The sequence below is a fragment of the Sulfitobacter sp. DSM 110093 genome, from assembly GCF_022788715.1.
Taxonomy (GTDB): Bacteria; Pseudomonadota; Alphaproteobacteria; order Rhodobacterales; family Rhodobacteraceae; genus Sulfitobacter.
On record NZ_CP085167.1, the window covers coordinates 2,119,763 to 2,143,343 of the forward strand.

General features: G+C 60.5%; 20 protein-coding genes. 11 read left to right on the forward strand and 9 right to left on the reverse strand.

The window, feature by feature from the left end:
* The first annotated feature begins 79 nt into the window (after positions 1–79).
* Together DSM110093_RS10360 and DSM110093_RS10365 are read left to right on the forward strand one after the other, a co-directional pair.
* Positions 80–1,084, forward strand: a complete 1,005-nt coding sequence (locus DSM110093_RS10360; protein WP_243264965.1) for a hypothetical protein — start codon at positions 80–82, stop codon at positions 1,082–1,084.
* 77 nt (positions 1,085–1,161) lie between these two features.
* Positions 1,162–2,454, forward strand: coding sequence for an O-acetylhomoserine aminocarboxypropyltransferase/cysteine synthase family protein (locus DSM110093_RS10365; protein WP_243264966.1), 1,293 nt, complete (start codon positions 1,162–1,164; stop codon positions 2,452–2,454).
* A 52-nt stretch (positions 2,455–2,506) separates the two neighbouring features.
* Here DSM110093_RS10365 and DSM110093_RS10370 read toward each other — a convergent pair whose 3' ends face one another.
* Complete coding sequence (locus DSM110093_RS10370) at positions 2,507–3,208, reverse strand: SIMPL domain-containing protein (protein WP_243264968.1); 702 nt, start codon at positions 3,206–3,208, stop codon at positions 2,507–2,509.
* Between the two features lie 169 nt (positions 3,209–3,377).
* Between DSM110093_RS10370 and DSM110093_RS10375 the strand changes: the two genes are divergently transcribed.
* Entirely contained in the window at positions 3,378–6,254 is a 2,877-nt protein-coding gene (locus tag DSM110093_RS10375; RefSeq protein ID WP_243264969.1) for a hypothetical protein, read from the forward strand.
* Between the two features lie 77 nt (positions 6,255–6,331).
* Here DSM110093_RS10375 and hppD read toward each other — a convergent pair whose 3' ends face one another.
* Complete coding sequence (gene hppD / locus DSM110093_RS10380; protein ID WP_243264970.1) at positions 6,332–7,426, reverse strand: 4-hydroxyphenylpyruvate dioxygenase; 1,095 nt, start codon at positions 7,424–7,426, stop codon at positions 6,332–6,334.
* 138 nt (positions 7,427–7,564) lie between these two features.
* Between hppD and DSM110093_RS10385 the strand changes: the two genes are divergently transcribed.
* Complete coding sequence (locus tag DSM110093_RS10385; RefSeq protein WP_093925774.1) at positions 7,565–8,020, forward strand: Lrp/AsnC family transcriptional regulator; 456 nt, start codon at positions 7,565–7,567, stop codon at positions 8,018–8,020.
* Positions 8,021–8,038: 18 nt separating this feature from the next.
* Positions 8,039–9,943 carry a monovalent cation:proton antiporter-2 (CPA2) family protein gene (locus tag DSM110093_RS10390; protein WP_243264971.1) on the forward strand — a complete coding sequence of 635 codons (1,905 nt, stop codon included), beginning with the start codon at positions 8,039–8,041 and terminating at the stop codon, positions 9,941–9,943.
* Positions 9,944–9,981: 38 nt separating this feature from the next.
* On the opposite strand, the gene cobT is transcribed toward DSM110093_RS10390, so the two are convergent.
* On the reverse strand, positions 9,982–10,995 hold the full coding sequence (cobT, locus tag DSM110093_RS10395; protein ID WP_243264972.1) for a nicotinate-nucleotide--dimethylbenzimidazole phosphoribosyltransferase: 1,014 nt from the start codon (positions 10,993–10,995) through the stop codon (positions 9,982–9,984).
* A 79-nt stretch (positions 10,996–11,074) separates the two neighbouring features.
* Between cobT and cobS the strand changes: the two genes are divergently transcribed.
* Entirely contained in the window at positions 11,075–11,881 is an 807-nt protein-coding gene (gene cobS, locus DSM110093_RS10400) for an adenosylcobinamide-GDP ribazoletransferase (protein WP_243264974.1), read from the forward strand.
* Positions 11,882–11,934: 53 nt separating this feature from the next.
* Here cobS and DSM110093_RS10405 read toward each other — a convergent pair whose 3' ends face one another.
* The 5 genes from DSM110093_RS10405 to DSM110093_RS10425 form a co-directional block, all read right to left on the reverse strand.
* Positions 11,935–12,447: a CarD family transcriptional regulator gene (locus DSM110093_RS10405; protein WP_093925770.1), complete on the reverse strand. Its 513-nt coding sequence runs from the start codon at positions 12,445–12,447 to the stop codon at positions 11,935–11,937.
* Between the two features lie 313 nt (positions 12,448–12,760).
* Positions 12,761–13,096, reverse strand: coding sequence for a ferredoxin FdxA (gene fdxA, locus DSM110093_RS10410; protein WP_093925769.1), 336 nt, complete (start codon positions 13,094–13,096; stop codon positions 12,761–12,763).
* 52 nt (positions 13,097–13,148) lie between these two features.
* Positions 13,149–13,532 (reverse strand): RNA-binding S4 domain-containing protein, encoded by a 384-nt coding sequence (locus DSM110093_RS10415; protein WP_243264976.1) that lies wholly within the window; start codon positions 13,530–13,532, stop codon positions 13,149–13,151.
* Positions 13,533–16,517, reverse strand: coding sequence for a helicase-related protein (locus tag DSM110093_RS10420; protein ID WP_243264977.1), 2,985 nt, complete (start codon positions 16,515–16,517; stop codon positions 13,533–13,535).
* A gap of 15 nt (positions 16,518–16,532) precedes the next feature.
* A complete protein-coding gene (locus tag DSM110093_RS10425) occupies positions 16,533–17,090 on the reverse strand; it encodes a tetratricopeptide repeat protein (RefSeq protein WP_243264978.1) in 558 nt (185 codons plus the stop codon).
* A 74-nt stretch (positions 17,091–17,164) separates the two neighbouring features.
* Here DSM110093_RS10425 and DSM110093_RS10430 point away from each other — a divergent pair, with 74 nt between their 5' ends.
* The 5 genes from DSM110093_RS10430 to DSM110093_RS10450 are packed head-to-tail and all read left to right on the forward strand — an operon-like array spanning position 17,165 to position 22,932.
* Complete coding sequence (locus tag DSM110093_RS10430) at positions 17,165–17,455, forward strand: SCP2 sterol-binding domain-containing protein (protein WP_243264979.1); 291 nt, start codon at positions 17,165–17,167, stop codon at positions 17,453–17,455.
* Entirely contained in the window at positions 17,455–18,402 is a 948-nt protein-coding gene (locus DSM110093_RS10435; protein WP_243264980.1) for an alpha/beta hydrolase, read from the forward strand. Before DSM110093_RS10430 ends, DSM110093_RS10435 begins: the two co-directional genes overlap by 1 nt.
* A 56-nt stretch (positions 18,403–18,458) precedes the next feature.
* On the forward strand, positions 18,459–19,463 hold the full coding sequence (locus DSM110093_RS10440; protein ID WP_243264981.1) for a ligase-associated DNA damage response exonuclease: 1,005 nt from the start codon (positions 18,459–18,461) through the stop codon (positions 19,461–19,463).
* Positions 19,460–21,058, forward strand: a complete 1,599-nt coding sequence (locus DSM110093_RS10445; protein ID WP_243264982.1) for an ATP-dependent DNA ligase — start codon at positions 19,460–19,462, stop codon at positions 21,056–21,058. The genes DSM110093_RS10440 and DSM110093_RS10445 overlap by 4 nt, the downstream gene beginning before the upstream one ends.
* Before the next feature lie 56 nt (positions 21,059–21,114).
* Positions 21,115–22,932 (forward strand): M3 family oligoendopeptidase, encoded by a 1,818-nt coding sequence (locus tag DSM110093_RS10450; RefSeq protein WP_243264983.1) that lies wholly within the window; start codon positions 21,115–21,117, stop codon positions 22,930–22,932.
* An 87-nt stretch (positions 22,933–23,019) separates the two neighbouring features.
* Here DSM110093_RS10450 and DSM110093_RS10455 read toward each other — a convergent pair whose 3' ends face one another.
* Positions 23,020–23,289, reverse strand: coding sequence for a DksA/TraR family C4-type zinc finger protein (locus tag DSM110093_RS10455; protein ID WP_243264984.1), 270 nt, complete (start codon positions 23,287–23,289; stop codon positions 23,020–23,022).
* Positions 23,290–23,581 lie beyond the last annotated feature (292 nt).

Sequence of the window (23,581 nt, forward strand, 5' to 3'; positions counted from 1 at the left end):
AAACACCGCGTAAATTGCTACCTTTTGCCGATAGAGGCTTGCCCCTATACTATCCAAAACCATAAGGCCGCGCCCAAGTATGACACGCAATTCGCGTATCCCGCAAATTTTCAACGTCGTCATCGTGGCCCAACAGGGGCGTCTGGCCTATGAGGCGCTGCTTTTCGCGGCCTCCCTGCGGCACTCCTGCCCCGACTTCACAGGACGTTTGTTGATAGCCGAGCCGCAGCCCGGCCCGCTTTGGGACGGCGACCCGCGCCTCGCCAATGACACCCTGCGCGACGCGCTCATAGACCTCGGGGCAGAGTTCATCCCATTCGAGAGCCAGCATTTCGGCAGCGCCTACCCCTATGGCAACAAGATCGAGATGCTCAGCGCCTTGCCCGAGGGCGAACCCTTTGTTTTCTTTGACACGGACACTTTGATCACCGGTGATCTTACGGCTGTTCCATTTGACTTTGATCGCCCCTCCGCCTCCCTTCGGCGCGAAGGGACATGGCCGCAGCCGCAGTTATATGGGCCGGGCTACACCGGACTGTGGAAATCGCTTTACGACAAATTCGACCTCGACTTCGCCAGCAGCCTCGACCTCAGTCAGCCGGATGAATATTGGCGCCGTTATCTCTATTTTAACGCCGGTTTCTTCTATTACCGCTGCCCTCGCGAATTTGGGGAGCTTTTCTTGCGCTACGCGCTTGCGGTGCGCGACGACCCTCCGGTTGAGCTTTGCGCGCAGAGCTTTGACCCGTGGCTCGACCAGATTGTGCTGCCGCTGGTGATCCACGCGCTTGGCGGCGGGCGCGACGCCCTGCCTTCTGGTCTGCTGGATGGCACGGTGTCCTGCCACTACCGTTTCCTGCCGCTGCTCTACGCGCGCGAAAGCGACCATGCCATCAAGGTGCTAGAGGCCGTAACCGCCCCCAACCGGATGAAAAAGCTGCTGAAAGAACGCGATGCGTTCAAGCGGATGATCTATCAAGGGCGCGGGGCCAAGGTGCGCGCGCTCTTTGATCAAGAAAACCTGCCCCGGCGCGAACAGGCGATCCGCAACCGGATCAAATCCAACGGCTTTTGGATGCGCTGAGCGATCTGTCCCCCGTTGTCTGTATGGATCTTTGCGCCTAGGCTGCGAAAAATCCATTCTTCTGAGAGGACAGACCAATGGCCAACAGCCCCAATCATCAATTCGACACGTTGCAGATTCACGCCGGGGCCACGCCCGACCCGGCCACTGGCGCACGGCAAACGCCGATCTACCAGACCACAGCCTATGTCTTTCGCGATGCTGACCACGCGGCGGCGCTTTTTAACCTACAAGAGGTCGGCTATATCTATTCGCGCCTGACCAACCCCACTAATGCCGTTCTGCAAGAGCGGATCGCCACGCTCGAAGGCGGTGTCGGCGCGGTCTGCTGTTCCTCGGGCCACGCGGCACAGATCATGGCGCTTTTCCCGCTGATGGGGCCGGGCAAGAATATCGTCGCCTCAACCCGTCTTTATGGCGGCACGGTCACGCAGTTCAGCCATACGATCAAACGCTTTGGCTGGTCCTGCAAGTTTGTCGACTTCGACGATCCGCAGGCTGTGGCCGATGCGATTGACGATGACACCCGCGCGGTCTTTGGCGAGGCCATCGCCAACCCCGGCGGTTATATCATGGATGTGCGCGCCATCGCCGATGTTGCCGATGCGGCGGGCATTCCGCTGATCATCGACAACACCAGCGCCACGCCCTACCTCTGCCGCCCGATTGAACACGGCGCGACGCTGGTGGTGCATTCCACCACCAAATACCTCACCGGCAACGGCACCGTGATGGGCGGCTGCGTGGTGGATTCAGGCAAGTTCGACTGGTCCGCGAACGACAAATTCCCCTCGCTCAGTCAGCCTGAGGAAGCCTATCACGGGATGAAATTCCACGAGACCTTCGGCGCGATGGCCTTCACCTTCCACGGCATCGCCATCGGGCTGCGCGATCTGGGGATGACGATGAACCCACAGGCGGCCCACTACACGCTCATGGGGATCGAGACCCTGTCACTGCGGATGGACCGGCATGTGCAAAACGCGGTAAAGGTCGCCGAATGGCTCGAACAGGACGACCGCGTTGATTACGTCACCTATGCCGGGTTGAAATCCTCGCCCTATCACGAGCGGATGCAAAAGGTCTGCCCCAAGGGCGCGGGCGGGCTTTTCACCTTTGCAGTGAAAGGCGGTTATGATGCCTGCGTTAAGCTGGTGAACAGCCTTGATATCTTTAGCCATGTGGCGAACCTGGGCGACACGCGCTCGCTGATCATCCACTCGGCCTCCACCACCCACCGCCAGCTTACCGAAGAGCAGCAGGAAGCGGCAGGCGCTGGACCCGGTGTTGTGCGAATTTCTATCGGGACAGAAGATGCCGACGATCTGATCGCCGATCTGGATCAAGCGCTAACCAAAGCAACCAGCTAAGTCTTCTCCCCTCGCCGATCACCTCGGCGGGGGGATTTTCATCCAAGGCGGCCTACTGCCCCGGCGCAATCGCAAAGGTCATCGACACCTGCGCCTGCACCTCGACCTCACCTTCGGCAATTGCACTATCCATCGCCATACCCATGCGGGCTGCCTCGAACATTTTGGGCTGGGAGTGTGAATTTTCGGTCATGCGGATCAGGGTACCAAGCTTCACCCCCGCAGCCTCCGCCAATTGCCGGGCGCGTTCAGAGGCATCCGCAACAGCGGCTTTGCGCGCTTCGGCCAGCGCGTCTTTCGGATCTTGAAGACTGAAGTCCAAACCGTTGAAATCATTCGCGCCCTCATCAATCACCGCATCCATCATTGCGCCAAGATTGTCCAGATCGCGCACCTTGACCGTGACTGAATTACCCGCTTGATAGCCAGTGATGCGGGGCGGTTGGCCGTCTTCAACGGGGCGGCGGTCATGCACCGGGCGCAAATAGAACCGACTGGTCTGACGGTCCGTCGCGGCCACACCCTGCGCATCAAGCTGGGTGAGAATCGCGGCGACGGCTTCGGTCACCTTGTCCATCGCAGCCTTGGCGGTGGTGGCCTCTTCGGTAACGCCCAGTGTGATTGTGGCCATATCGGGTGCGGCGGCGAAACTGCCTTGTCCGGTAACGATAATGCCCTCTTCTGGCCCTTGCTGGGCCGAGACCATGCCCGCCCCCGCCATCCACGCCAGCGCCACCCAGTTCATCAGTCGCATGTTCATCCCTTTCCGTGCTTTTATGCGCCGCCATTTGCCCACCCCATACCGCCACTGACAAGCACCCAAGCAGCGCACACCCTTCCCTTGGGCGAACTCCTGCTCTATCCTTTGCATTGACTGCGGTGCGCCTGTAAGTGCGCCCGACCCCATGCTAAAGTCATCTACGATGAAGCCGAATTTTACCCTTTCCCTGTCGTTCGACGGCATTCGTTTGCTCCACCGCACGGCGGGCGGTTGGCGGCTTGTTGGTGAAGTGGCGCTCGACAGTACGGATTTGCCCTCTGAACTCGCCGTTTTGCGCAAGACCGCCACGGCACTTGATTCCGGCGGGCTGCGCAGTCTGCTGCTGATCCCCGACGCGCAGATCAAATATCTGACCATCGACACGCCCGGCGCGGACAGCGCCGCGCGCCGTGCCGCAGCAGCAGCGGCACTGGAAGGGGCCACGCCCTATGCTGTGGCCGATCTGGTCTTTGATGTCAGCGCGGATGGCACGCAAACCCATGTGGCCGCCGTGGCGCGCGAAACCTTGGAGGAGGCCGAAGCCTTCGCGGTGGAGCATCGTTTCCATCCCGTCAGCTTTGCCGCCGCCCCTGCCGCCCACCCCTTTGACGGTGCGCCGCATTTCGGGCCGACCAAGGCTGCATCAGAGCTTTTGGAGCCTGGCGAATCCGTAGAACCCGAAGCCACCGCTATCGTGATCACCGGCGTGATGAGCGCGCCAGAGGGACCGATTGCCGACACGAATGCAACGATCGCCGTCGCCGACGTGCCCGCAGCGCAGCAGCCGGAGCCGGAGCTTGCTCCCACGCCTGAAGACACCCCTCCGCCGGTTGAAGAAGAGCTGCCTGAATTAGCCGCGCCCGAACAAGCGCCAGACGCCTCGGATCCAGCCGAGCTAGAGGCGACCCCAGATGAGCTTCCCCCGCCCCTTGTTGAAGACCTGCCCGATCTGGATGCGCCGGTAGAAACAGCTGAGGCGTCGGCCGGTTCGAAAGAGCCCAAATTGGCTCCAACGCCAGCAGAAACACCACCACCGCTGGAAGAGGATTTGCCAGAGCTCGACGCCCCTAAGACGGGGGCCGCGGCTGATACGCCCGAAGAGCCCGAGGAAACGTCCCCGCCCGCGATCGGAAGCGTTGCGGCCTCCACAGCGCCCCTCGCTGCGGCTGCTAAGGGCGAAAGTGAAACGCCCGCACCGCCGACCGCTCGGCCAGAACCTTCGCGCAAGGTGGATTTCTCGGCCCCGCCGTCGCGCAGCGCCCCGGCTGCGGGTTTTGCAAGCCGTCGCGGCGGAACGGACAATGCACCGAACCTTGGCGGCGCGAGCCGGGCCACACCGCCGCCCCCGCCTGCTGCCAAACCAGATACCAAACCGAATGCGGGGCCGAACACGGCTCCCAGTTCAACTCCAGCACCCAGCACAGCCTCACTGCCAGTCGGTGCGCCCTCCCCCGCTGCCGCCCCACTGGCGCCGCAGATGCCGGTTGAGCCTGCCACCGTCGAGGCCGCGACAGAGGCCGCAGCGCCCGAACCTGACAGCAGTTCGCTGACGCCCAATGCCCAGTCTTCGGTCGGCGGGTTCCTAAGCCGTCGGAAGCCCAAAACATCGAAAGACAGACGGTCAGCAGCCACCGCCCCCAACGCGGCCACGCCCTCCTCTGAAGCCGAGCGGATGACCGTCTTTGGCGCGCGCCGGCGTAACGAGGTGGGTGGTAAGCCGCGTTTCCTTGGGCTGATCCTGACTGCGGCGCTTTTGGTCTTCCTTGCTGGCGTGGCGGCATGGGCGTCGATTTTCCTTGATGAAGGCAACGCGCTTTCGCGGCTTTTCGGTGATCGCAGCCCGCGCAGTACCGCCGAAGCTTTGGCCCCGACTGATACACCGACAAGCGAAGACGCGATCACAGCGCTTCCTCCTGAGCCCACAGAACCCGATGCGATCGAAACCGCCGCATTGGACGCTGGCCTGACCGATGAAGACGGGGCCGTGCTCGACGCGCTGCGGGACCCCCAACCGCGCCCCATCACCGAGATGACAGAGGCCGAGATTGACGCCAAATATGCCACCACCGGCATTTGGGCGCGTGCCCCAGACGTGCCCCCGGCCCCTGCCGCGGCCATCGATATCGATGATCTTTACCTCACCAGCATTGACCCGATCAGCACCACGACCGACGCTGTGGCCCTGCCACCTGCCAGCGGTTTTGGCACCGACACGGCACCCGGCACGGTAAGCTCTCCGGCCGCTGCCGGAACAGTTTTTGCGCTGGATTCCCAAGGTCTGGTTAAGCCCACGGCCCAAGGCGCGATGAGCCCCGATGGGCATCTTCTCTACCTCGGGCGCCCCGCCGTAGAGCCCCCCGCGACATTGACCCGGCCAGAGGTTGCGCCGACCACACCAGAGGTCGACAACACCTTGGCCGAGGCGCGCCCCCGCACGCGCCCCGACGATCTGGAAGAAACCAACGAACGCGCGCAGCTTGATGGTCTGACGCGCACTGAGCTTGCAGGTCTGCGGCCGCAGTTGCGGCCCAAATCGGTTCAGGAAGAGGCCGAAGAGGCGCTTGCCGCCGCCGCGCCCGAAGTGGCGATTGACCCGATCGACACCAGCGATGCGGTTGCCGCCGCCCTTGCCCCGCCGCCAGCGATCCAGAATGCCACGAAACAGGCCACCACCCAGTCGCGCCGTCCTGATACGCGGCCCCGCAATTTTGACCGTATCGTGAAACGCGCTGCACGCAGTCCCGAACCTGCGCAGGTTGCCAGCGTGGCCCCCAAAGCGGTGCAGCCCCGCTTCCCGTCGAAAACGTCGGTCGCGAAACAAGCCACGGTGAAAAACGCGATCAACCTGCGTGATGTCAATCTGATCGGGGTCTATGGCAAACCGTCGAACCGCCGGGCGCTGATCCGGCTGAGCAACGGACGCTACCAGAAAGTCGAAGTGGGCGACCGCATTGATGGGGGCCGCGTTTCGGCAATCGGCGACAGCGAATTGCGCTATGTCCGCCGGGGCCGCAATGTCGTGCTGAGGATGCCGAACTAAGGTTACGTCTAAATGGCGCGCAAACAGCAAAAAGGGGCGCCAAAGCGCCCCCCGACCTCACAACCACCCTGAATGTTCTATGAGGCCTCAAGCTCGCCATTGTCGATCTGCTCTTGCTCGATCGATTCAAACAGCGCCTTAAAGTTACCCTCCCCGAAACCGTCATCGCCCTTGCGTTCGATGAATTCGAAAAAGATCGGGCCAATCACGGTTTTCGAGAAAATCTGCAACAGGATGCGCGTCTCGCCCCCGTCGACGACACCTTCGCCGTCAATCAAGATGCCGTGTTTCTGCATCCGGTCCAGCGGTTCTTCGTGGCCGGTTACGCGGTCCTTGCTCATCTTGTAGTAGGTCTCGGGCGGGCCGGGCATGAACTTTAGCCCGTTGTCGGCGATCGCATCGGTTGCGTTATAGATATCCCGCGCGCCCACGGCGATGTGCTGGATGCCCTCGCCATTGTATTTCTTAAGATAGGCCACGATCTGCCCGGTCTCGCCCCGGTCTTCGTTGATCGGAATGCGTATGCGCCCACAGGGAGAGGTCAGCGCACGGCTGGTCAGCCCGGTAAACTTGCCTTCGATGTCAAAGAAGCGAATCTCACGGAAATTGAACAAATCGCCGTAGAACTTGAACCAGACGTCCATATTGCCCTTGTGGACGTTATGCGTGAGGTGATCGAGGTAGTAGAACCCAACACCCTCGGGCTTGGAAGTGGCGATCCAGTCGTATTCCCAATTATAGGGCGAGGTGTCGTAATACTGGTCGACGAAGTAAATCAGCGACCCGCCAATACCCATGATCGCGGGTACGTCCAGCACTTTGCCGTCGCCTTTATATTCCTCGGCGCCCTTAGCCACCGCATGGTCCAGCGCCTTTTGCGCGTCCACAACACGCCAGCCCATCGAAGGTGCGCAGGGGCCGTGTTCATCCACAAAACGTGCGGCAAAGCTGTCCGCATCGTAATTCAGCACATAGGTAATGTCGCCCTGCTGCCAAAGCTCGATCTTTTTGGTTTTATGATTGGCGACATGGGCATAGCCCATTTTGGTAAAGACATCGCGCAGCGCCTGTGGATCGGGGCTGGCAAATTCGACAAACTCAAAACCATCGGTGCCTGCTGGGTTCTCGGGCGTGATGGTTGATTTAGGGGCGTCATGTGGGAAAGGACCCATGTCTGATCTCCTCTGCTTTGGGATTTCCTACATCCTACGCCCTCATCTTTGCGCAGGTTGCGCGTATTGCGGCGTCACTATGGTCAAATATGCTGAAGTGCCGCATACTGACGTGAAACCACGCGGAAACCACGCATCATGTTAGATGATATTGATCGGCGGCTGCTTACGGCGCTACAGAAAAATGCCCACCTCACCGCACAGGAACTTGGCGAGCAGCTTAACCTTTCTCCCAGCCAAGCCGGGCGGCGGCGGCAACGGCTTGAGGCCGAAGGCTATATTCGCGGCTATCATGCGCGGCTTGATCCGGTGCAGATGGGGCTGAACGTTCAGGGGTTTATTCAAGTCCATCTGGGCACTCATGGGCCGGAACATTCGGCCAGCTTTGCCCGCCTCATGGCCACCCGTCCCGAGATTGTGAGCGCGTGGACGATGACAGGGGATGCGGACTATCTTTTGAGAGTATATTGTGACGATCTGCCGAGCCTTAACAGGCTTATTCACGATGTCCTTCTGCCACATCAGGCCGTCAGCCGGGTGCATAGCCAGATCGTCATGGATCAACTGAAACAGGACGGGCCACTGCCCACCTGACCCTAAGAGAGGACCGCAATGGAAGGTTTCCTGTTCCAAGCTTCCGTTTATCTGGCCGCCGCCGTGATCGCCGTGCCGATCGCCGCGCGATTGGGGCTGGGGTCGGTTTTGGGCTATCTCGCCGCTGGCATCTTGATTGGCCCGGTGCTGGGCTTGGTCGGGTCCGAGACGAAGGACGTGCAGCATTTCGCTGAATTCGGCGTGGTGATGATGTTGTTCCTGATCGGGTTAGAACTGGAACCCCGCGCCCTGTGGGACATGCGGCACCGGCTGTTGGGACTGGGCGGTTTACAGATGTTGTTGTCGACAGCAGCGCTGATGGCAATCGCGATGGCATATGATCAGCCGTGGCGCGTGGCGCTGGCGATCGGCCTTACACTGGCGCTCTCGTCGACTGCGATCGTGCTGCAAACCCTTTCGGAAAAGGGGTTAATGCGAACACAAGGCGGCAGGTCGGTCTTTTCCGTGCTGCTTACCCAAGATATCGCGGTGATCCCCATACTCGCTTTCCTGCCGCTTTTGGCGGCGGGTGTCTCTGGCGGGCTTCTGCCCGATGGCTCCATCTCGCTCAGCGCGCAAGAGGTCGAGAACGCGCATCTCAGCACCGAGGCGCATGACGCGGCCCATGCGGCGCAGACTTTCGTTCAAAGCCTGCCGGGTTGGGGCGTGACACTGGTCACCATCGGGGCCGTGGCTGCGATTATTCTCGTCGGCATCTACCTAACCCGCCCGGTGTTTCGCTATATCCACCTTGCTAAACTGCGCGAGATGTATACGGCGCTGGCCCTGCTGATCGTCGTAGGAATTTCATCGCTCATGACGGTGGTCGGACTGTCGCCTGCGCTTGGTGCCTTCCTTGCGGGTGTGGTGCTGGCCAGCAGCGAGTTTCGCCATGAACTGGAAACCGACCTTGAGCCGTTCAAAGGTCTGCTGCTGGGGCTGTTCTTTATCACCGTGGGCGCGGGGATTAACTTTGTCCTGTTGTTCGAAAAGCCGCTGATCCTGATCTGCATGGCGCTTTTGGTGATCATCGTCAAAGCGCTGATCCTGTTGGTGCTAGGCCGTCTCTTTCGCCTCAAGGGACGCGATGGGTGGCTGTTCACGTTGGCACTGGCGCAGGCGGGTGAATTCGGCTTTGTGCTGGTCAGCTTCTCCATCGCTACCGGCGTCATGCCCGACCCAATTGCCGAAACGCTGCTGTTGGTCGTGGCGTTGACGATGTTGATCACGCCGCTGCTGTTCATCCTATACGACCTGATCAGCAAACGCATGGATGACAGCAGCCCTGTGATAGCAGATGAGATCGACAGCAGCGGCCCGGTAATCATCGCGGGTGTGGGGCGATTTGGCCAAATGGTGAACCGCATGGTGCAGGCTAGCGGGTTCGAAACAGTCGTGCTTGATCACAACCCCGAAACCATCGCCGTCATGCGGCGCTTTGGTTTTAAAGGGTTTCTTGGCGATCCGACCCGTCCTGACATCCTGCGCAAGGCTGGGCTGCCAGACGCCAGCGTGCTGGTGGTGGCCCTTGATGACCCCAAAGCAGCGGTTTCGCTAATTTCCTACGCGCGCAAGGAGAACCCTTCCTTGCATATCGTCAGCCGCGCACGGGACCGCGAAGAGGTCTACCGCCACTATCAAGCAGGGGCCAATGACATCGTCCGGGAAATGTTCGACAGTTCCCTGCGCGCCGGGCGCTATGTCTTGGAAAACATGGGGCTTTCCAACTTTGAGGCCAATGAGGCACAAAAGCTTTTTTACGGGCATGACCGTTCGTCTGTGCGCGAATTGGCAGCGCTTTGGCGACCGGATGTGCCGCCCTCGCAAAACGCCGCCTACGTCGCTCGCGCCAAGGAATTGCAAAAAGACCTTGAGACGGCCTTTCTGAACCTCGGCGGAGACAAAACAGATAAAAGCACCTGAGCAAACGGCCCCTTCCTTCGGGGCCGTTCTGTGCCGCCTTATGCGTCGCTTACGCCTGCTTCGGCGAAGGTCGCCATGCCCGCGTGGCAGGCAAGGGCGGCCTTTAAGATGCCAATCGCCAGCCCTGCACCGGACCCTTCGCCAAGCCTTAGATTCAGCTCCAGCAGCGGTTCTTTGTCCATCGCGCCCAACAGTCGGCGGTGGCCGCTTTCGGCGCTGAGGTGGCCCGCCACGCAGTGATCAAGCGCACCGGGTGCTGTGCGCACAAGGCAAAGCGCGGCAGCACAACAGATGAACCCGTCAAGGATCACAGGAATGCGCAACTGACGCGCACGGGCCATGGCCCCGGCCATCGCCGCCAGCTCACGCCCCCCCAACCGGCGCAGTGTTTCCAGCCCATCACCGTGGTCGGCATGAAGCGCGACACCTTCGTCCACAACCTTGGTTTTCAACAAGAGGCCCGCGTCATCGACACCAGTGCCACGCCCTGTCCAGAACCCGCTTCCCCCGCCCAACAGCGCGCTGGCCAAAGCGGCGGCGGACGTAGTGTTGGCGATACCCATTTCACCGACCACAAGCAGATCGGCATCGCTGTTCACCGCATTCCAACCGGCACACAGGGCGTCCAAAAGCTCTGCGTCCGTCATCGCAGGTTCAACGGTGAAATCTTGCGTCGGCTTATCCAGTGCCAGCGGCACCACATCAAGGGTCGCTCCGTTCACCCGTGCGATCTGATTTATCGCAGCGCCCCCGTGCTGAAAGTTCGCCACCATCTGTGCCGTAACCTCTGCCGGAAAAGCCGAAACACCCCGTGCCGCAACCCCGTGATTGCCAGCAAAAACAATGATCTGGGGTAATGCAATCTCGGCCCGCGGACCACCGCGCCAGCCGCGATACCAAACCGCCAGATCCTCAAGACGGCCAAGCGCGCCGGGGGGTTTGGTCAGAATACCATTATGGGCACGCGCTTCCTCCATCGCCTCAGCGTCACATTCGGGCATAGACCGCAAAAGATTGCGAAATTCGGCGAGACTGGCGAGAGACGTGGTCATATGCGGTCCTTTGCGGATTGATATTCCTTCATTTCTAGCCTTAGCCTGTCCCCGCTTAAAGTGCCGAAGGGGCGAAATCATGGCCATTTCCGACATCTCAGTCCTCAAGGGGGCCTTTCGCGGCCGCGACATTGCTGTGGCCTTTGCCCTACTGACCCGCCTGCCCTTGCCACATTTTCATTTCCCGACCGAAGCACATCGCCCCCCCGCGCGCAGCGCTTGGGCCTATCCACTGGTGGGTATCGTGCTGGCCTTAATCGCGGGCGGCGTGGGGCTGGCCCTGACGCGGATGGGGGCCACCCCGCCGCTCGCCGCCGCATTCGTGCTGATTACCACCGTCATGCTTAGCGGGGCGATGCACGAAGACGGTCTGGCGGATTGTGCGGATGGGTTCTGGGGCGCTTGGACGGCAGACAAGCGGCTGCGCATTATGAAAGACAGCGTGATTGGCACCTACGGCGTCGTGGCACTGGTGCTGTCGTTGCTGCTACGTTGGTATCTCATAAGCGAATTGATCACCGACGATGCGCTTGTTTGGGCGCTGGTCGTTGCCGCCTGCGGCTCACGCGCTGCGATGGTTTGGGTGATGGACAGCCTGCCCACGGTACGCCGCGACGGGCTGTCAAATCACACCGGCCGCCCCGGCGCATTGGCGACGGCAGTTGCGGTGCTGATCGGGGTGCTGCTCATCGTGGCGGCACCGGTCTATTCGGCATGGCGCTTAGCGCTTTTGGGGCTGGTCGCTGCGCTGTTGGTCCGGCAGATCGCCAAGCGCAAGATCGGCGGACAAACGGGCGACGTATTGGGTGCAACGCAGCAAATAACAGAGATCGCCCTGCTGATCGGTTGCCAAATGATGGCCTATGGCTGGCAGGCCATTCCCTAACGAAAAACCGCGCCCCCGAAGGGACGCGGCTTGTTCTTAGCTCAGCGATGCCCTTAAGCGGCGACGCGGCTTTCCAGCACATCACCGACCTGTTTCGCAGCGGCCAGTTCATCCCCACCGGACACGGCGGCCACTTCGCGGGTCAGACGCTCAAGCGCGGCTTCGTAAAGCTGACGCTCAGAGTAGCTTTGCTCGCGCTGGTCGTCGGTGCGGTGCAAGTCGCGCACGACCTCTGCAATGGCAATCAGATCGCCGGAGTTGATCTTTTGCTCATACTCCTGCGCGCGACGGGACCACATGGCGCGTTTGACCTTGGCCTTACCCTTGAGGGTTTTCATCGCGTGGTTGATCACGTCCGGCGTGGACAGCGCCCGCATGCCGATCTCGGTCGCTTTATGGGTTGGCACCCGCAGCGTCATTTTGTCTTTCTCAAAAGAGATCACGAACAGCTCTAGCTTGATGCCGGCCACTTCCTGCTCCTCGATCGAGACGATCTGACCCACGCCATGCGCAGGGTAGACAACGAACTCATTCGGGCGGAAATCAAGCTTCTTCGATTTAGTCATATAGATCGCTCCTTGGCGCGCGGGGGATGCCCCGCCATTAACTCAGACACCTGAACAGCACGTAAAACGCAGGCGAAGCGCAGCCTAAGCGGCGTGCGTTCGGGTGCGTCTGATCTAGAAATGTGAGGTCAACCTTGGCAGCAGGGTCGAAACATTATCAGGCTCGTGTGTTACAGCTTGAAGACAGCATAGCACAGAATCACGCCTTCCGAAAGCTACCCCAAGATCAACTTGGTGAATTTCCGGTCGCTTCAACAGTTTAGCGTGCGTTCTATCGGTATCGAGACGCCCGGCAGAACCGAATCAGCGAAGATCAGCCGCCCTCGCCCGGTTTTTCCGAGAAGAGCTCCATTTTACCGTCTTTCCCATCCATTTCCTCTGCCTCGGGCAGCGGATCTTTCTTAGTGATGATGACAGGCCAAAGCTCGGAATATTTCCGGTTAAACTCCACCCACTTCTCCATATCCGGCTCAGTGTCAGGACGGATGGCATCAGCGGGGCATTCCGGCTCGCATACACCGCAGTCGATGCATTCGTCGGGATGAATCACCAGCATGTTCTCGCCTTCATAGAAGCAATCCACCGGACATACTTCGACGCAGTCGGTGTATTTGCAGGCGATGCAGGCGTCATTCACGATATAGGTCATGCGGGAAACTCTGGCTGGGTGTATGGAGGACTAGCTAAACCGGGGCGCGGGATCATTCAAGGTGGCGCGCCTTAGAAAGATCAAGCTGCCTGCGGTCACGCTTCGTCGGGCGGCCCTTTCCTTCAAAACCGGGATTTTCCGGCTGTCTGTCCTTCGTTTTCGGCTCTGGCGGGGACAGATCGGTATAAAGGGTCTGCGCTTCGGGCGCTGGACCGCGGCGTAGGCCGATTGCATCTATCTGTATCACTCGAACGTGATCCCCTTGGGCAAAGGTTAACACATCGCCGGGGCCGACGTTGCTCGCGCGTTTCTGGGTGGGGGTGCCGTTGATCCGTACCGCGCCGCCCGCCACCTGGGCGGCAGCGAGCGAGCGGGTCTTAAAGAAGCGGGCGTGCCACAGCCATTTGTCGAGCCGTAGTTTCTCGCCCGCTGCCACTTACTTGTCGTCCTTCAGCCCCATAAGCGCGGCGGCGAATGGATTGTCGGGATCGATCTGCTTTTCCTTGCGCGGCGGACGCGCAGAGAAGTTTTGCGATTTGCCGCCCTTGTCACCACCAGGCTTGCGCCCCTTGCCCTTAGCGGGCTTGCCGCGCGGTTTGCCCTGCCCCTGAGGACGGTCCCCCCCACGGCGGTTGCTTCCGGCATTGCCGCGGGGGCTGCGCGACCAAGTGAAGATATAATAGGTCTCCAACTCCGGCCCGGCGACATCGGCGTCGGGTGCGGTGCCCTGCGGGATCTCTTCGGCCGGCACTTCGGGGATGTTGGCATCGACCTCGGGGTCTTCCGCCGCCACATCGGCCATGGGCGCAATGCCATCGTCGGGCATCTGGGCCACGTCCGCCGGGCGGTCGTCGGGGTTGGTCTCATCCGACGGAGTTTCGATGATACCGCCCGCGGGCTCTTCTGCAGCCACATCCATGATGGGCTTGTCCGCCGAGTCATCAGCAGCAAGATCAATGTCGAGCTTTTCGGGCACGTTGGTATCGGCAGTGGGGTCCATCGCGTCATGGCTGCCATCTTTCGGCATCACAACATCAACGGGTTTCACCTTGGTCCGCTCGTCCTTTTCCGCCTTATAGCCCAAGCCTTCCATCAGGTCGGCGAACTGTTCAAGCGTCATGCCGGTGATCGACAGCATGTCTGGCTTGGCTTCAAACCCACCACGGGAATCCTCGGCGCGCAGCATGTCGGCCAAACGCTCCAGCATGTCGATGCGGATCGCGCGTTTGCCAGCATTGCGGTAACCCGACATCGTATCTGCACCCGATGGAGCATCTGCCTCTACCGGGATTGTTACCAAACCGGGAGGAGGCGATTCAGGAAATTCGTTCAGCCCCTTGGTCAGCGACCAGAGCACCAGACGCAAGCGCGTCGGCGCGGGCTTAAGCATCAGTGGCATGAAGATGGTGAACTGGCCAAAGCGGATGCCATGCTTGCGCAGCGCGCCACGGGCGTCTTGATCCAGCGCTTTCACGTCCTCAGCCACTTGGGCGCGCGGCAGAATGCCAAAATTCTCGACCAGTTGGAAAGCAAAGCCACGGGCCAAGCCGGTCAGTGTCTCATCCTTGCTCAGCCCCAGCAGCGGCTCGAACAATGCGGCAACCTTGCGGTCAATGAAGTGCTGCAGACGGCGCTTCACCTTCTCCGCCACTTCGGGACCGGCGATATCATCGACGAAAACCTCGACCTGCGGCTTCAGCGCGTCAGACCCGGCGGTGAGTTTGCCCACCGCAGCGCTCCCCCACATCAGGCCGCCCTGTTCAGTGAAATCAATCTCGGTATCGGGTGCGTTGTAGAACCGGTCAGCCCGCAGATGGAATTGCGGAGCCAAGGCCTGCAATGCGGCGGTTTTCACCGTCTTGTCCTCGGCCGCGCCCGCGCCCTTGTCCACCCGAAAGCGGAACCCGTCCAGCTTGCCTACAAATTCACCTTCAACGGTGACTTCACCGGTCTCGTTTACATCGGCCACCATGGCTTCCTTCTGTCCAAGCCGGCGCAGCAATACGGAAGTGCGCCGATCTACAAATCTTTGAGTCAAACGCTCGTGCAGAGCATCCGACAAGCGGTCTTCTACGACACGCGTCGTGTCGCGCCAATGGCTTTCGTCCTTTGTCCAGCCTTTGCGCTGCGCAACGTAGGTCCATGTGCGAATAAACGCGAGTCGTTTGGACAACGCATCAATGTCGCCATCGGTTCGATCAATTCTCTTGATTTGTCGCGCAAGCCAATCATCGGGGATATATCCGCGCTGGTGCAGGTCGTTAAAAATGGTCTCCAACAGCCCCGCATGTTCCGCGTGGCTGATGCCGCGGAAGTCGGGAATACGGCAGACATCCCAGAGCAGGCGCACCGAAGCGCCATCGGTGGCGCGGGCAAAAACTTCATCGACTTGGGCAAGCGCTTTCAAGGCCCGCAGATCATCGGATTCACGCGCCCGCACGAGCCGCTCATCCTCGGGGGGCATTTCCAGCGTCTGGATCAGCCGATCGATGCGGCCGAACTGCAAAGCGTGGTTGCGCCAGTTCACTTTGTTCTGCGGGGTAAAGTTGTGATCCATGATCGCGCGGGCCACGTGATCGTCCAGCGCAGGCGCATCGCCGGTGGTGCCGAAGGTGCCTGATTTGAACCCGCGCCCTGCCCGGCCTGCAATCTGCGCCAACTCATTGGGCGCAAGTGGGCGCATCCGCCGCCCGTCAAACTTGCTAAGCGCCGAGAAGGCAACGTGATCGACATCAAGGTTAAGCCCCATCCCGATGGCATCGGTAGCGACCAAATAATCGACCTCGCCATTTTGATACATCTCAACCTGCGCATTGCGCGTGCGCGGGGAAAGTGCGCCCATCACCACGGCTGCACCGCCCTTTTGACGGCGGATCAGCTCGGCGATGGCATATACATTCTCAACCGAAAAGCCGACGATCGCGCTGCGCGGCTTCATCCGGCTTATCTTTTTCTGACCAGAATAGATCAATTCGCTCATCCGGTCGCGGCGCATGAAATCGACCCCCGGAACTAGCGCCGCGATCGTACCCCGCATGGTGTCGGCGCCCATGAACAGCGTCTCATGTAGGCCACGCGCCCGCAGCAAGCGGTCAGTGAACACATGGCCGCGCTCGGGGTCGGCGCAAAGTTGGATCTCATCAATGGCCATGAAATCCGCACCCATCTCCTGCGGCATCGCCTCCACGGTGCAGACCCAATATTGCGTGCGCGGCGGCACGATCCGCTCTTCGCCAGTAACCAATGCCACGACCGAGGGTCCGCGCGCCTTGACGATCCGGTCATAGACCTCGCGCGCCAGCAGCCGCAGCGGCAGGCCGATCACCCCGGTCCGATGCGCCAGCATCCGCTCAATTGCATAGGTCGTCTTGCCGGTATTTGTCGGGCCGAGAACGGCCACGACGCGCTTGTTTCCTGCCACCTGTCTATCCTTGAATTAAAGCTCGCGCCCGATGCCGTCCCGGCGCAGCCCTTCAAGGGCCGACCGAGCGTCTTCGTGATGCGGGTTGAGGGCGAGCGCCCTGCGGTACAGCTCCGCCGCGCGGCCCAGATCTCCGAACTCCTGTAACATTACGGCAAGGCCGAAGATCGCGTTGTAATTGTCGGGGTTCAGCGCCAGCGTCCGTTCCAGATCATCCAGCGCGGGACCGTATAGGTCGGCCCCATAATAGGCCTGCGCCCGCGTGTGAAACCCTTCGGCAAAACCGGGCGCATGATCTGTCAGCGCGGTCAAATGCTCAATCGCCAACCGGCTGTCGCCATTGGCCATCGCTTCGCGCCCTCGCGACAGCAGCAAATCCATCGCAGCCGAACCGGATCGCTGCCAGTGCGCTTCGATTTCATGGGCGATTCTGGGGGCTTCGGCCGCCGGTGCCTCGCGCAGCTTTTGCATAAGCTCTGGCGGGGCCATTTCGGCCACGGCCATGCCCGCAAGCAACACAAAGCCACCAACTGCCGCAACGGTATGTTTGAGGTTGACGGGTATGATGCGCATAACAAAACTGAATGTAACAGGCTGCCGCCGCAATTCCAGACGTAGCGGGGCCAAATGCCAAAAAAGGGCGAGCGATGAGCGATATTGTGAACGAAGCGGTTGTGGTGCTGAACGAAAAGCTGGCCGGCAGCGATTTTGACGGCACGGCCAAGTTCGACATCGAAGGCGAAGGCGCCGTGATGATGGACGAGAACGGCGCCCGCGCCGCTGAGGAAGAGGCCGACGTGACGCTGAGCGCCGACGCGGAAACCTTTCAGTCGATCCTCGAAGGCGACACCAACCCGACCTCCGCTTTCATGACCGGCAAGCTCAAGATCGACGGCGACATGGGCATGGCGATGAAGCTCGCCGCTGTGCTCGGCTGATGCAGCTGGACCCGGCCCCGCTTTTCACCGATATCGCCCCCGGCCCCGAGGGGGGCCAAGCCCATTGGGCCGAGACATCGGATGGCAAGCGGATCAGGCTGGGTCATTGGCCCTGCGCCGGGGCGCGCGGCACGGTGCTGCTGTTCCCCGGGCGGACCGAATACATTGAAAAATATGGTCTTTGCGCCGCCGAACTCGCGCGGCGCGGCCTTGCCACTATGGCGATTGACTGGCGCGGTCAGGGGTTGTCCGATCGCATGCTGCCGGATGCCCGCGTGGGTCATGTTGATGCTTTTGGCGACTATCAAAAAGACGTGTCGACCATGCTGCGCGCGGCGCGCAGCCTCAACCTACCGCGCCCCTATTTCCTGCTGGCGCATTCCATGGGTGGCTGCATCGGCCTGCGCGCCGTGATGGAAGGGCTGCCGGTCCAAGCCGCTGCCTTTACCGGACCAATGTGGGGCATCTATGTCGCCCCGCAGTTGCGCGCCTTGGCGTGGTCCTTGGCGCAATTTATGCCCCGCGTTGGCCAAGGTCATCGCCTCCCGCCCGGCACCAAGATCGAAGCCTACCCCGCCAATGCGCCTTTCGAAGACAACTTGCTGACAACCGATCCGCAGATGTTCGAGATGATGCGCGACCAACTGGCAGCGCATCCAGAGCTAAGCCTTGGCGGCCCAAGCTTTGTCTGGCTTCGCGAGGCACTGGCCGAGACCAAGCATCTTGCGGGCCGCGCTGCGCCGCCCCTGCCCTGCGTGACCTTCCTTGGCAGCAATGAACGCATCGTTGCCACCAACCGCGTGCATCAACGCATGGCCGGTTGGAAGGGCGGACGGCTTCAGATTATCGCAGGCGGCGAACACGAAGTACTGTTGGAAAAGCCAGAGTTGCGTAGCGCGATTTTCGACGGGCTGGAGAAGCTTTTCCTAGGCAGTGTAACAAGCTAGCCCCGCCCAGCGTCATTTTCCTGTGCAATTGCCCTAGGCCGCCTAGATTGCCTAAGATGACACGCGAACCAGTTCTCACCTTCACCGAAAACGGCATATATTGTGCCGCTGGTGACTTTTATATCGACCCTTGGCGCCCGGTCGCACGGGCGCTGATCACCCATGGCCACGCCGACCATGCCCGCGACGGGATGGGCAGCTACCTTGCCACAAATGCGGCCCTGCCCGTCATGCGCCACCGTCTGGGAGAGATCGCGGCAGAGGGGATTGCCTATGGCGAGCAGCGGCAGATTGGCGGAGCGACGGTATCGTTTCATCCCGCAGGCCATGTGCCGGGCAGCGCCCAGATTAGGGTCGAGGTCGCAGGCGAGGTCTGGGTTGCCTCGGGTGATTACAAGGTCATCGACGATGGCATGTCCGAACCTTTCGAGCCGGTCAAATGCCACCATTTCATCACAGAAAGCACCTTTGGCCTACCGGTCTTTCGCTGGGCCCCGCAGGCAGATGTGGCGGCCGACCTCAACGCATGGTGGGCTGGATGCGCGGCAGAGGGCAATACGGCGTTCCTCGGAGCTTATTCGTTGGGCAAGGCTCAGCGATTGCTGTCGATGCTGGACCCCGATATCGGGCCGATCCTGACCCATACGGCAGTTGAGAACACCAACGCCGTGCTGCGCGGTCAAGGCATCACCTTGCCCGACACAACGCTGGTCACGCCTGAGCTTGCCCCCAAAGAACATTCCGGTGCGCTGGTAATGGCCCCGCCGTCGGCGCTTGGCAGTCAGTGGGCCCGCCGATTTGGCGCGCAAGAAAGTGCCTTTGCCTCTGGCTGGATGGCGCTGCGTGGGGTGCGACGGCGGCGGGCGGGCGACCGTGGTTTTGTTATCTCAGATCATGCCGATTGGGACGGTCTGCTTTGGGCAATACGTCAAACAGAAGCCGAAAACATATATGTTACACATGGTTACACGGATATCTTCACCCGATACCTTAACGATCAAGGCTGGAATGCGCAAGTCGTGCCGACCCAGTTCGACAGCGACGGGGGCGACAGCGAATGAAGGATTTTGCAGCTCTCTTCAACGCCATTGACCAGACCACCAAAACCACGATCAAGGTCGCAGCCTTGGCAGAGTATTTCACCACAGCAGAAGAGACCGACCGCCTTTGGACCGTCGCGCTTTTCTCTGGCCGCCGCCCCAAACGTGCGGTGACCACCACCCGCCTACGCGAATGGGCGTCCGAGGCCTCTGGCGTGCCACTTTGGCTGTTCGAAGACAGCTACGCCATCGTCGGCGATCTTGCCGAGACCATCGCGCTGGTCTTGCCGCCCGTCGACAGCGAAGACACAAGCACGCTCTCATCATGGATTAACGCCCTGCGCGAATTGAAAGATAAGGATGACGCCACCCGCAAGGCGTTCGTTCTATCCGCATGGCAGCAGTTGGGCGGCACTGAACGGTTCCTGTTTAACAAGCTTATCACCGGCGGATTTCGCATTGGCATCAGCCAAAAGCTGATGACCCGCTCCCTTGCCCGTGCCACCGGACGGCCCGAGCCGGAGATGGCGCATCGCTTGATGGGCAACTGGCACCCGGACGATGTGACATGGCACAGTCTGATTGAAGCCGAAAACGCCAGCGCCGACGCTTCGCGGCCCTACCCCTTCTACCTCGCCTATGCGTTGGAGGATGGGCCAGAGGCGCTTGGCGATCCGTCCGATTGGCGGGCGGAATGGAAATGGGACGGCATCCGCGGGCAATTGATCCTGCGCGACGGCGATTACTTCGTCTGGTCGCGCGGCGAAGAACTGATGACCGACCGTTTCCCCGAACTGGCCCGCGCGGCGGATCATATGCCGCCCGGCACGGTGCTGGACGGAGAATTACTGGTCTGGCAACCGGGGGCCGACTTCCCCTCCTCCTTCAATGCTTTGCAAGCTAGGATCGGGCGCAAGACCGTGCCAAAAAAGCTGCTAAAAGAAGCGCCCGTCGTGTTGCACGCCTATGATTTGCTGGAATGGCAGGGCGAAGACATCCGCCACCGCCCCTTTTCCGAGCGCCGCGCTCTGCTGGAAGAGGCCAGCGCCAATTTGCCCTCAGACGCCCCGATCCGCCTCTCGCCGCAGCACCAGTTCAACGACTGGGCCGAATTGGCCGCTCTGCGCGATACGGCGCGTGAAGCGCAGGCCGAAGGCTTGATGTTGAAACGCGCCGACAGCCCCTACCTGTCGGGCCGCAAAAAGGGCGACTGGTGGAAATGGAAGCTGGACCCGCTGACCATCGACGCGGTGATGATCTATGCGCAATCGGGCTCTGGCCGCCGCGCGAACCTTTTTACAGACTTCACCTTTGCGGTTTGGAATGGCAACGATCTAGTGCCCTTCACCAAAGCCTATTCCGGCCTCACAGATGCCGAATTCCGTTCGATCACCGCATGGGTGCGTAAAAACACGCTGCAACGGTTCGGCCCTGTGCGGCAAGTGACTCCGCATCATGTGTTTGAGATTGCTTTTGAAGGCATCCAACCCAGCCCGCGCCACAAATCCGGCGTCGCCCTGCGATTTCCGCGCATGTTGCGCTGGCGCAAGGACAAGCCATTGCCAGAGGCCAACACCCTCGACGATCTGAAAGAAATGCTGCGCATCTACGGATAGGTTGTTCCGGCCCGCCCGGAGGCATAGATGTGACAAAACGCAAATGAGGTACACCGATGTTTCAGCTTCCCTTCCCGCTTCACGATGCCAACGCCAGTGCCGGGGGCAAAGACCTCGGCGATCTGCCGGAATGGGATCTGAGCGACCTTTACACCGCCGAGGATGCGCCTGAACTCAAACGCGATCTCGATTGGCTGGAAGAAGCTTGTGCAAGCTTTGCCACCGACTACGAAGGCAACCTGGCCGGGCTAGACGCCAAAGGGCTGCTGGACTGTGTGCTGCGCAACGAAAAGATCAATCAGGTCGCCGGGCGCATCATGTCCTACGCGGGGCTGCGCTATTACCAGCAAACCACGGACTCGGGCCGCGCCAAGTTCATGTCCGACATGCAGGAAAAGATCACAGACTATACCACTCCGCTGGTGTTCTTTACGTTGGAGCTGAACAAACTGCCGGATGCGCATCTCGCCGATCTGCTGAACCAAGACCCCGATCTCGCGCGCTATAAGCCCGTTTTCGACCGCATTCGCGCGATGAAACCTTACCAACTGTCCGATGAGATGGAAAAATTCCTTCACGATCTGGGCGTCGTCGGCGACGCTTGGGAGCGGATGTTCGACGAAACCATCGCAGGGCTGGAATTTGAGGTCGACGGCGAGACGCTTACCATCGAAGGCACGCTGAACCTGCTGACCGATCCCGACCGCGCCAAGCGCGAAGCCGGTGCACGCGAACTGGCCGAGGTGTTGGGCAACAACATCCGCACCTTCGCCCGTGTGCACAACACGCAGGTGAAAGAGAAAGAGGTGCTGGATCGCTGGCGCGGGATGGAGACACCGCAAACGGGTCGCCACCTGAGCAACCATGTTGAGCCAGAAGTCGTAGAAGCATTGCGCAATGCGGTTGTTGAGGCCTACCCAAAGCTGAGCCACCGTTACTATGAGTTGAAGCGTAAATGGCTGGGGCTGGACGTCATGCAGGTCTGGGACCGCAACGCGCCACTGCCGATGGAAGACCCCAAGATTGTCGATTGGGCGCAGGCCGAGGACACCGTGATGGAGGCCTATTCCGCATTTGATCCGCGTATGGGCGATATTGCGAAGCCATTCTTCACCAAAGGCTGGATTGACGCGGGCGTCAAACCGGGCAAGGCACCCGGCGCTTTCGCGCATCCGACGGTGACCAACGTCCACCCCTATGTGATGCTGAATTACTTAGGCAAACCGCGCGACGTGATGACGCTTGCGCATGAGTTGGGCCACGGCGTGCATCAAGTTCTGGCCGCTGATCAGGGCGAGATGCTGTCATCCACGCCGTTGACCTTGGCCGAAACGGCCTCTGTCTTTGGTGAGATGCTGACCTTCCGCAAGATGCTAGACAAAGCCAAAACCCAAGCGGAACGCAAAGTGCTGCTGGCGGGCAAGGTTGAGGACATGATCAACACGGTCGTGCGCCAAATCGCCTTTTACGACTTTGAATGCAAATTGCACGAGGCGCGTCGTAGCGGAGAGCTTACCCCCGACGACATCAATGCCCTGTGGATGTCCGTTCAGGCCGAGAGCCTTGGGCCAGCATTCGAATATATGGAGGGGTATGAGACCTTTTGGGCCTATATCCCGCATTTCGTGCACTCGCCTTTCTACGTCTACGCCTATGCCTTTGGGGACGGGCTGGTGAACGCGCTTTATGCGGTCTACGCAGAGGGTGAAGAAGGCTTTGAAGACAAATACTTCGACATGCTCAAGGCAGGCGGATCGAAGCACCACAAAGAGCTTCTGGCCCCCTTCGGACTTGATGCATCTGACCCGGCATTCTGGGACAAGGGGCTTTCGATGATCTCTGACATGATTGATGAGCTTGAAGCGATGGAGTAACGCCAAGCCTGCGTTATCGTTGCAAGAGGGCCGTCTAAGCGGCCCTCTTCACCCGCAAGCGCCCTATCTGCTGCGCTTAGCCTGTCCTCACTTCAGCTGACTATCTTTCGAGCCGCGTCGGTTAATCCCGCCGCGCATCTGCTGCTGGCCATCGCGCTCGCGTACGCAGTCGATACACAGCTTCACCCCGGGCAACGCAATGCGACGCGCTTCGGGGATCGGTTCTTCGCATTCGGCACAATGGGTCAGGCTTTCGCCCACCTGCGCGCGCCGCGCCTTCATCCGCGCCAACTCGTCTGAGATTGACGCCTCAATTTGTTCACTTACCGCGCCATCGCGCGCCCATCCGCCAGCCATGTCACGCCCTCCTATCGGGGAATTTGTCGGTTGATCGTCATTGATATGGATCCAGCGCCCGTCGCGTCACGCATTTATTTACGCCAAACGCAAAGCTCGCCCGCTGCTATTTCAAGAGATGGGGCGGCCCCTCCGCACTATCAAGATCATCCTCGCCGGGCTGCGCGCGGTGGTTTGCTGGCGGTCAACGGACATTCTTAACTTTGCGCCAGTCAGCATCTTCTCTCAGATGACCCTACCCCCATAAAAAAAGCACCCCCAAATGGGGGTGCAGTCGCTAGGCATGGGGCGT

Bases quoted from the DNA above. Each gene is read 5' to 3' on its own strand.
- DSM110093_RS10360 (WP_243264965.1), top strand. From the start codon at position 80: ATGACACGCAATTCGCGTATCCCGCAAATTTTCAACGTCGTCATCGTG.
- DSM110093_RS10365 (WP_243264966.1), top strand. From the start codon at position 1,162: ATGGCCAACAGCCCCAATCATCAATTCGACACGTTGCAGATTCACGCC.
- DSM110093_RS10370 (WP_243264968.1), bottom strand. From the start codon at position 3,208: ATGCGACTGATGAACTGGGTGGCGCTGGCGTGGATGGCGGGGGCGGGC.
- DSM110093_RS10375 (WP_243264969.1), top strand. From the start codon at position 3,378: ATGAAGCCGAATTTTACCCTTTCCCTGTCGTTCGACGGCATTCGTTTG.
- hppD (WP_243264970.1), bottom strand. From the start codon at position 7,426: ATGGGTCCTTTCCCACATGACGCCCCTAAATCAACCATCACGCCCGAG.
- DSM110093_RS10385 (WP_093925774.1), top strand. From the start codon at position 7,565: ATGTTAGATGATATTGATCGGCGGCTGCTTACGGCGCTACAGAAAAAT.
- DSM110093_RS10390 (WP_243264971.1), top strand. From the start codon at position 8,039: ATGGAAGGTTTCCTGTTCCAAGCTTCCGTTTATCTGGCCGCCGCCGTG.
- cobT (WP_243264972.1), bottom strand. From the start codon at position 10,995: ATGACCACGTCTCTCGCCAGTCTCGCCGAATTTCGCAATCTTTTGCGG.
- cobS (WP_243264974.1), top strand. From the start codon at position 11,075: ATGGCCATTTCCGACATCTCAGTCCTCAAGGGGGCCTTTCGCGGCCGC.
- DSM110093_RS10405 (WP_093925770.1), bottom strand. From the start codon at position 12,447: ATGACTAAATCGAAGAAGCTTGATTTCCGCCCGAATGAGTTCGTTGTC.
- fdxA (WP_093925769.1), bottom strand. From the start codon at position 13,096: ATGACCTATATCGTGAATGACGCCTGCATCGCCTGCAAATACACCGAC.
- DSM110093_RS10425 (WP_243264978.1), bottom strand. From the start codon at position 17,090: ATGCGCATCATACCCGTCAACCTCAAACATACCGTTGCGGCAGTTGGT.
- DSM110093_RS10430 (WP_243264979.1), top strand. From the start codon at position 17,165: ATGAGCGATATTGTGAACGAAGCGGTTGTGGTGCTGAACGAAAAGCTG.
- DSM110093_RS10435 (WP_243264980.1), top strand. From the start codon at position 17,455: ATGCAGCTGGACCCGGCCCCGCTTTTCACCGATATCGCCCCCGGCCCC.
- DSM110093_RS10440 (WP_243264981.1), top strand. From the start codon at position 18,459: ATGACACGCGAACCAGTTCTCACCTTCACCGAAAACGGCATATATTGT.
- DSM110093_RS10445 (WP_243264982.1), top strand. From the start codon at position 19,460: ATGAAGGATTTTGCAGCTCTCTTCAACGCCATTGACCAGACCACCAAA.
- DSM110093_RS10450 (WP_243264983.1), top strand. From the start codon at position 21,115: ATGTTTCAGCTTCCCTTCCCGCTTCACGATGCCAACGCCAGTGCCGGG.
- DSM110093_RS10455 (WP_243264984.1), bottom strand. From the start codon at position 23,289: ATGGCTGGCGGATGGGCGCGCGATGGCGCGGTAAGTGAACAAATTGAG.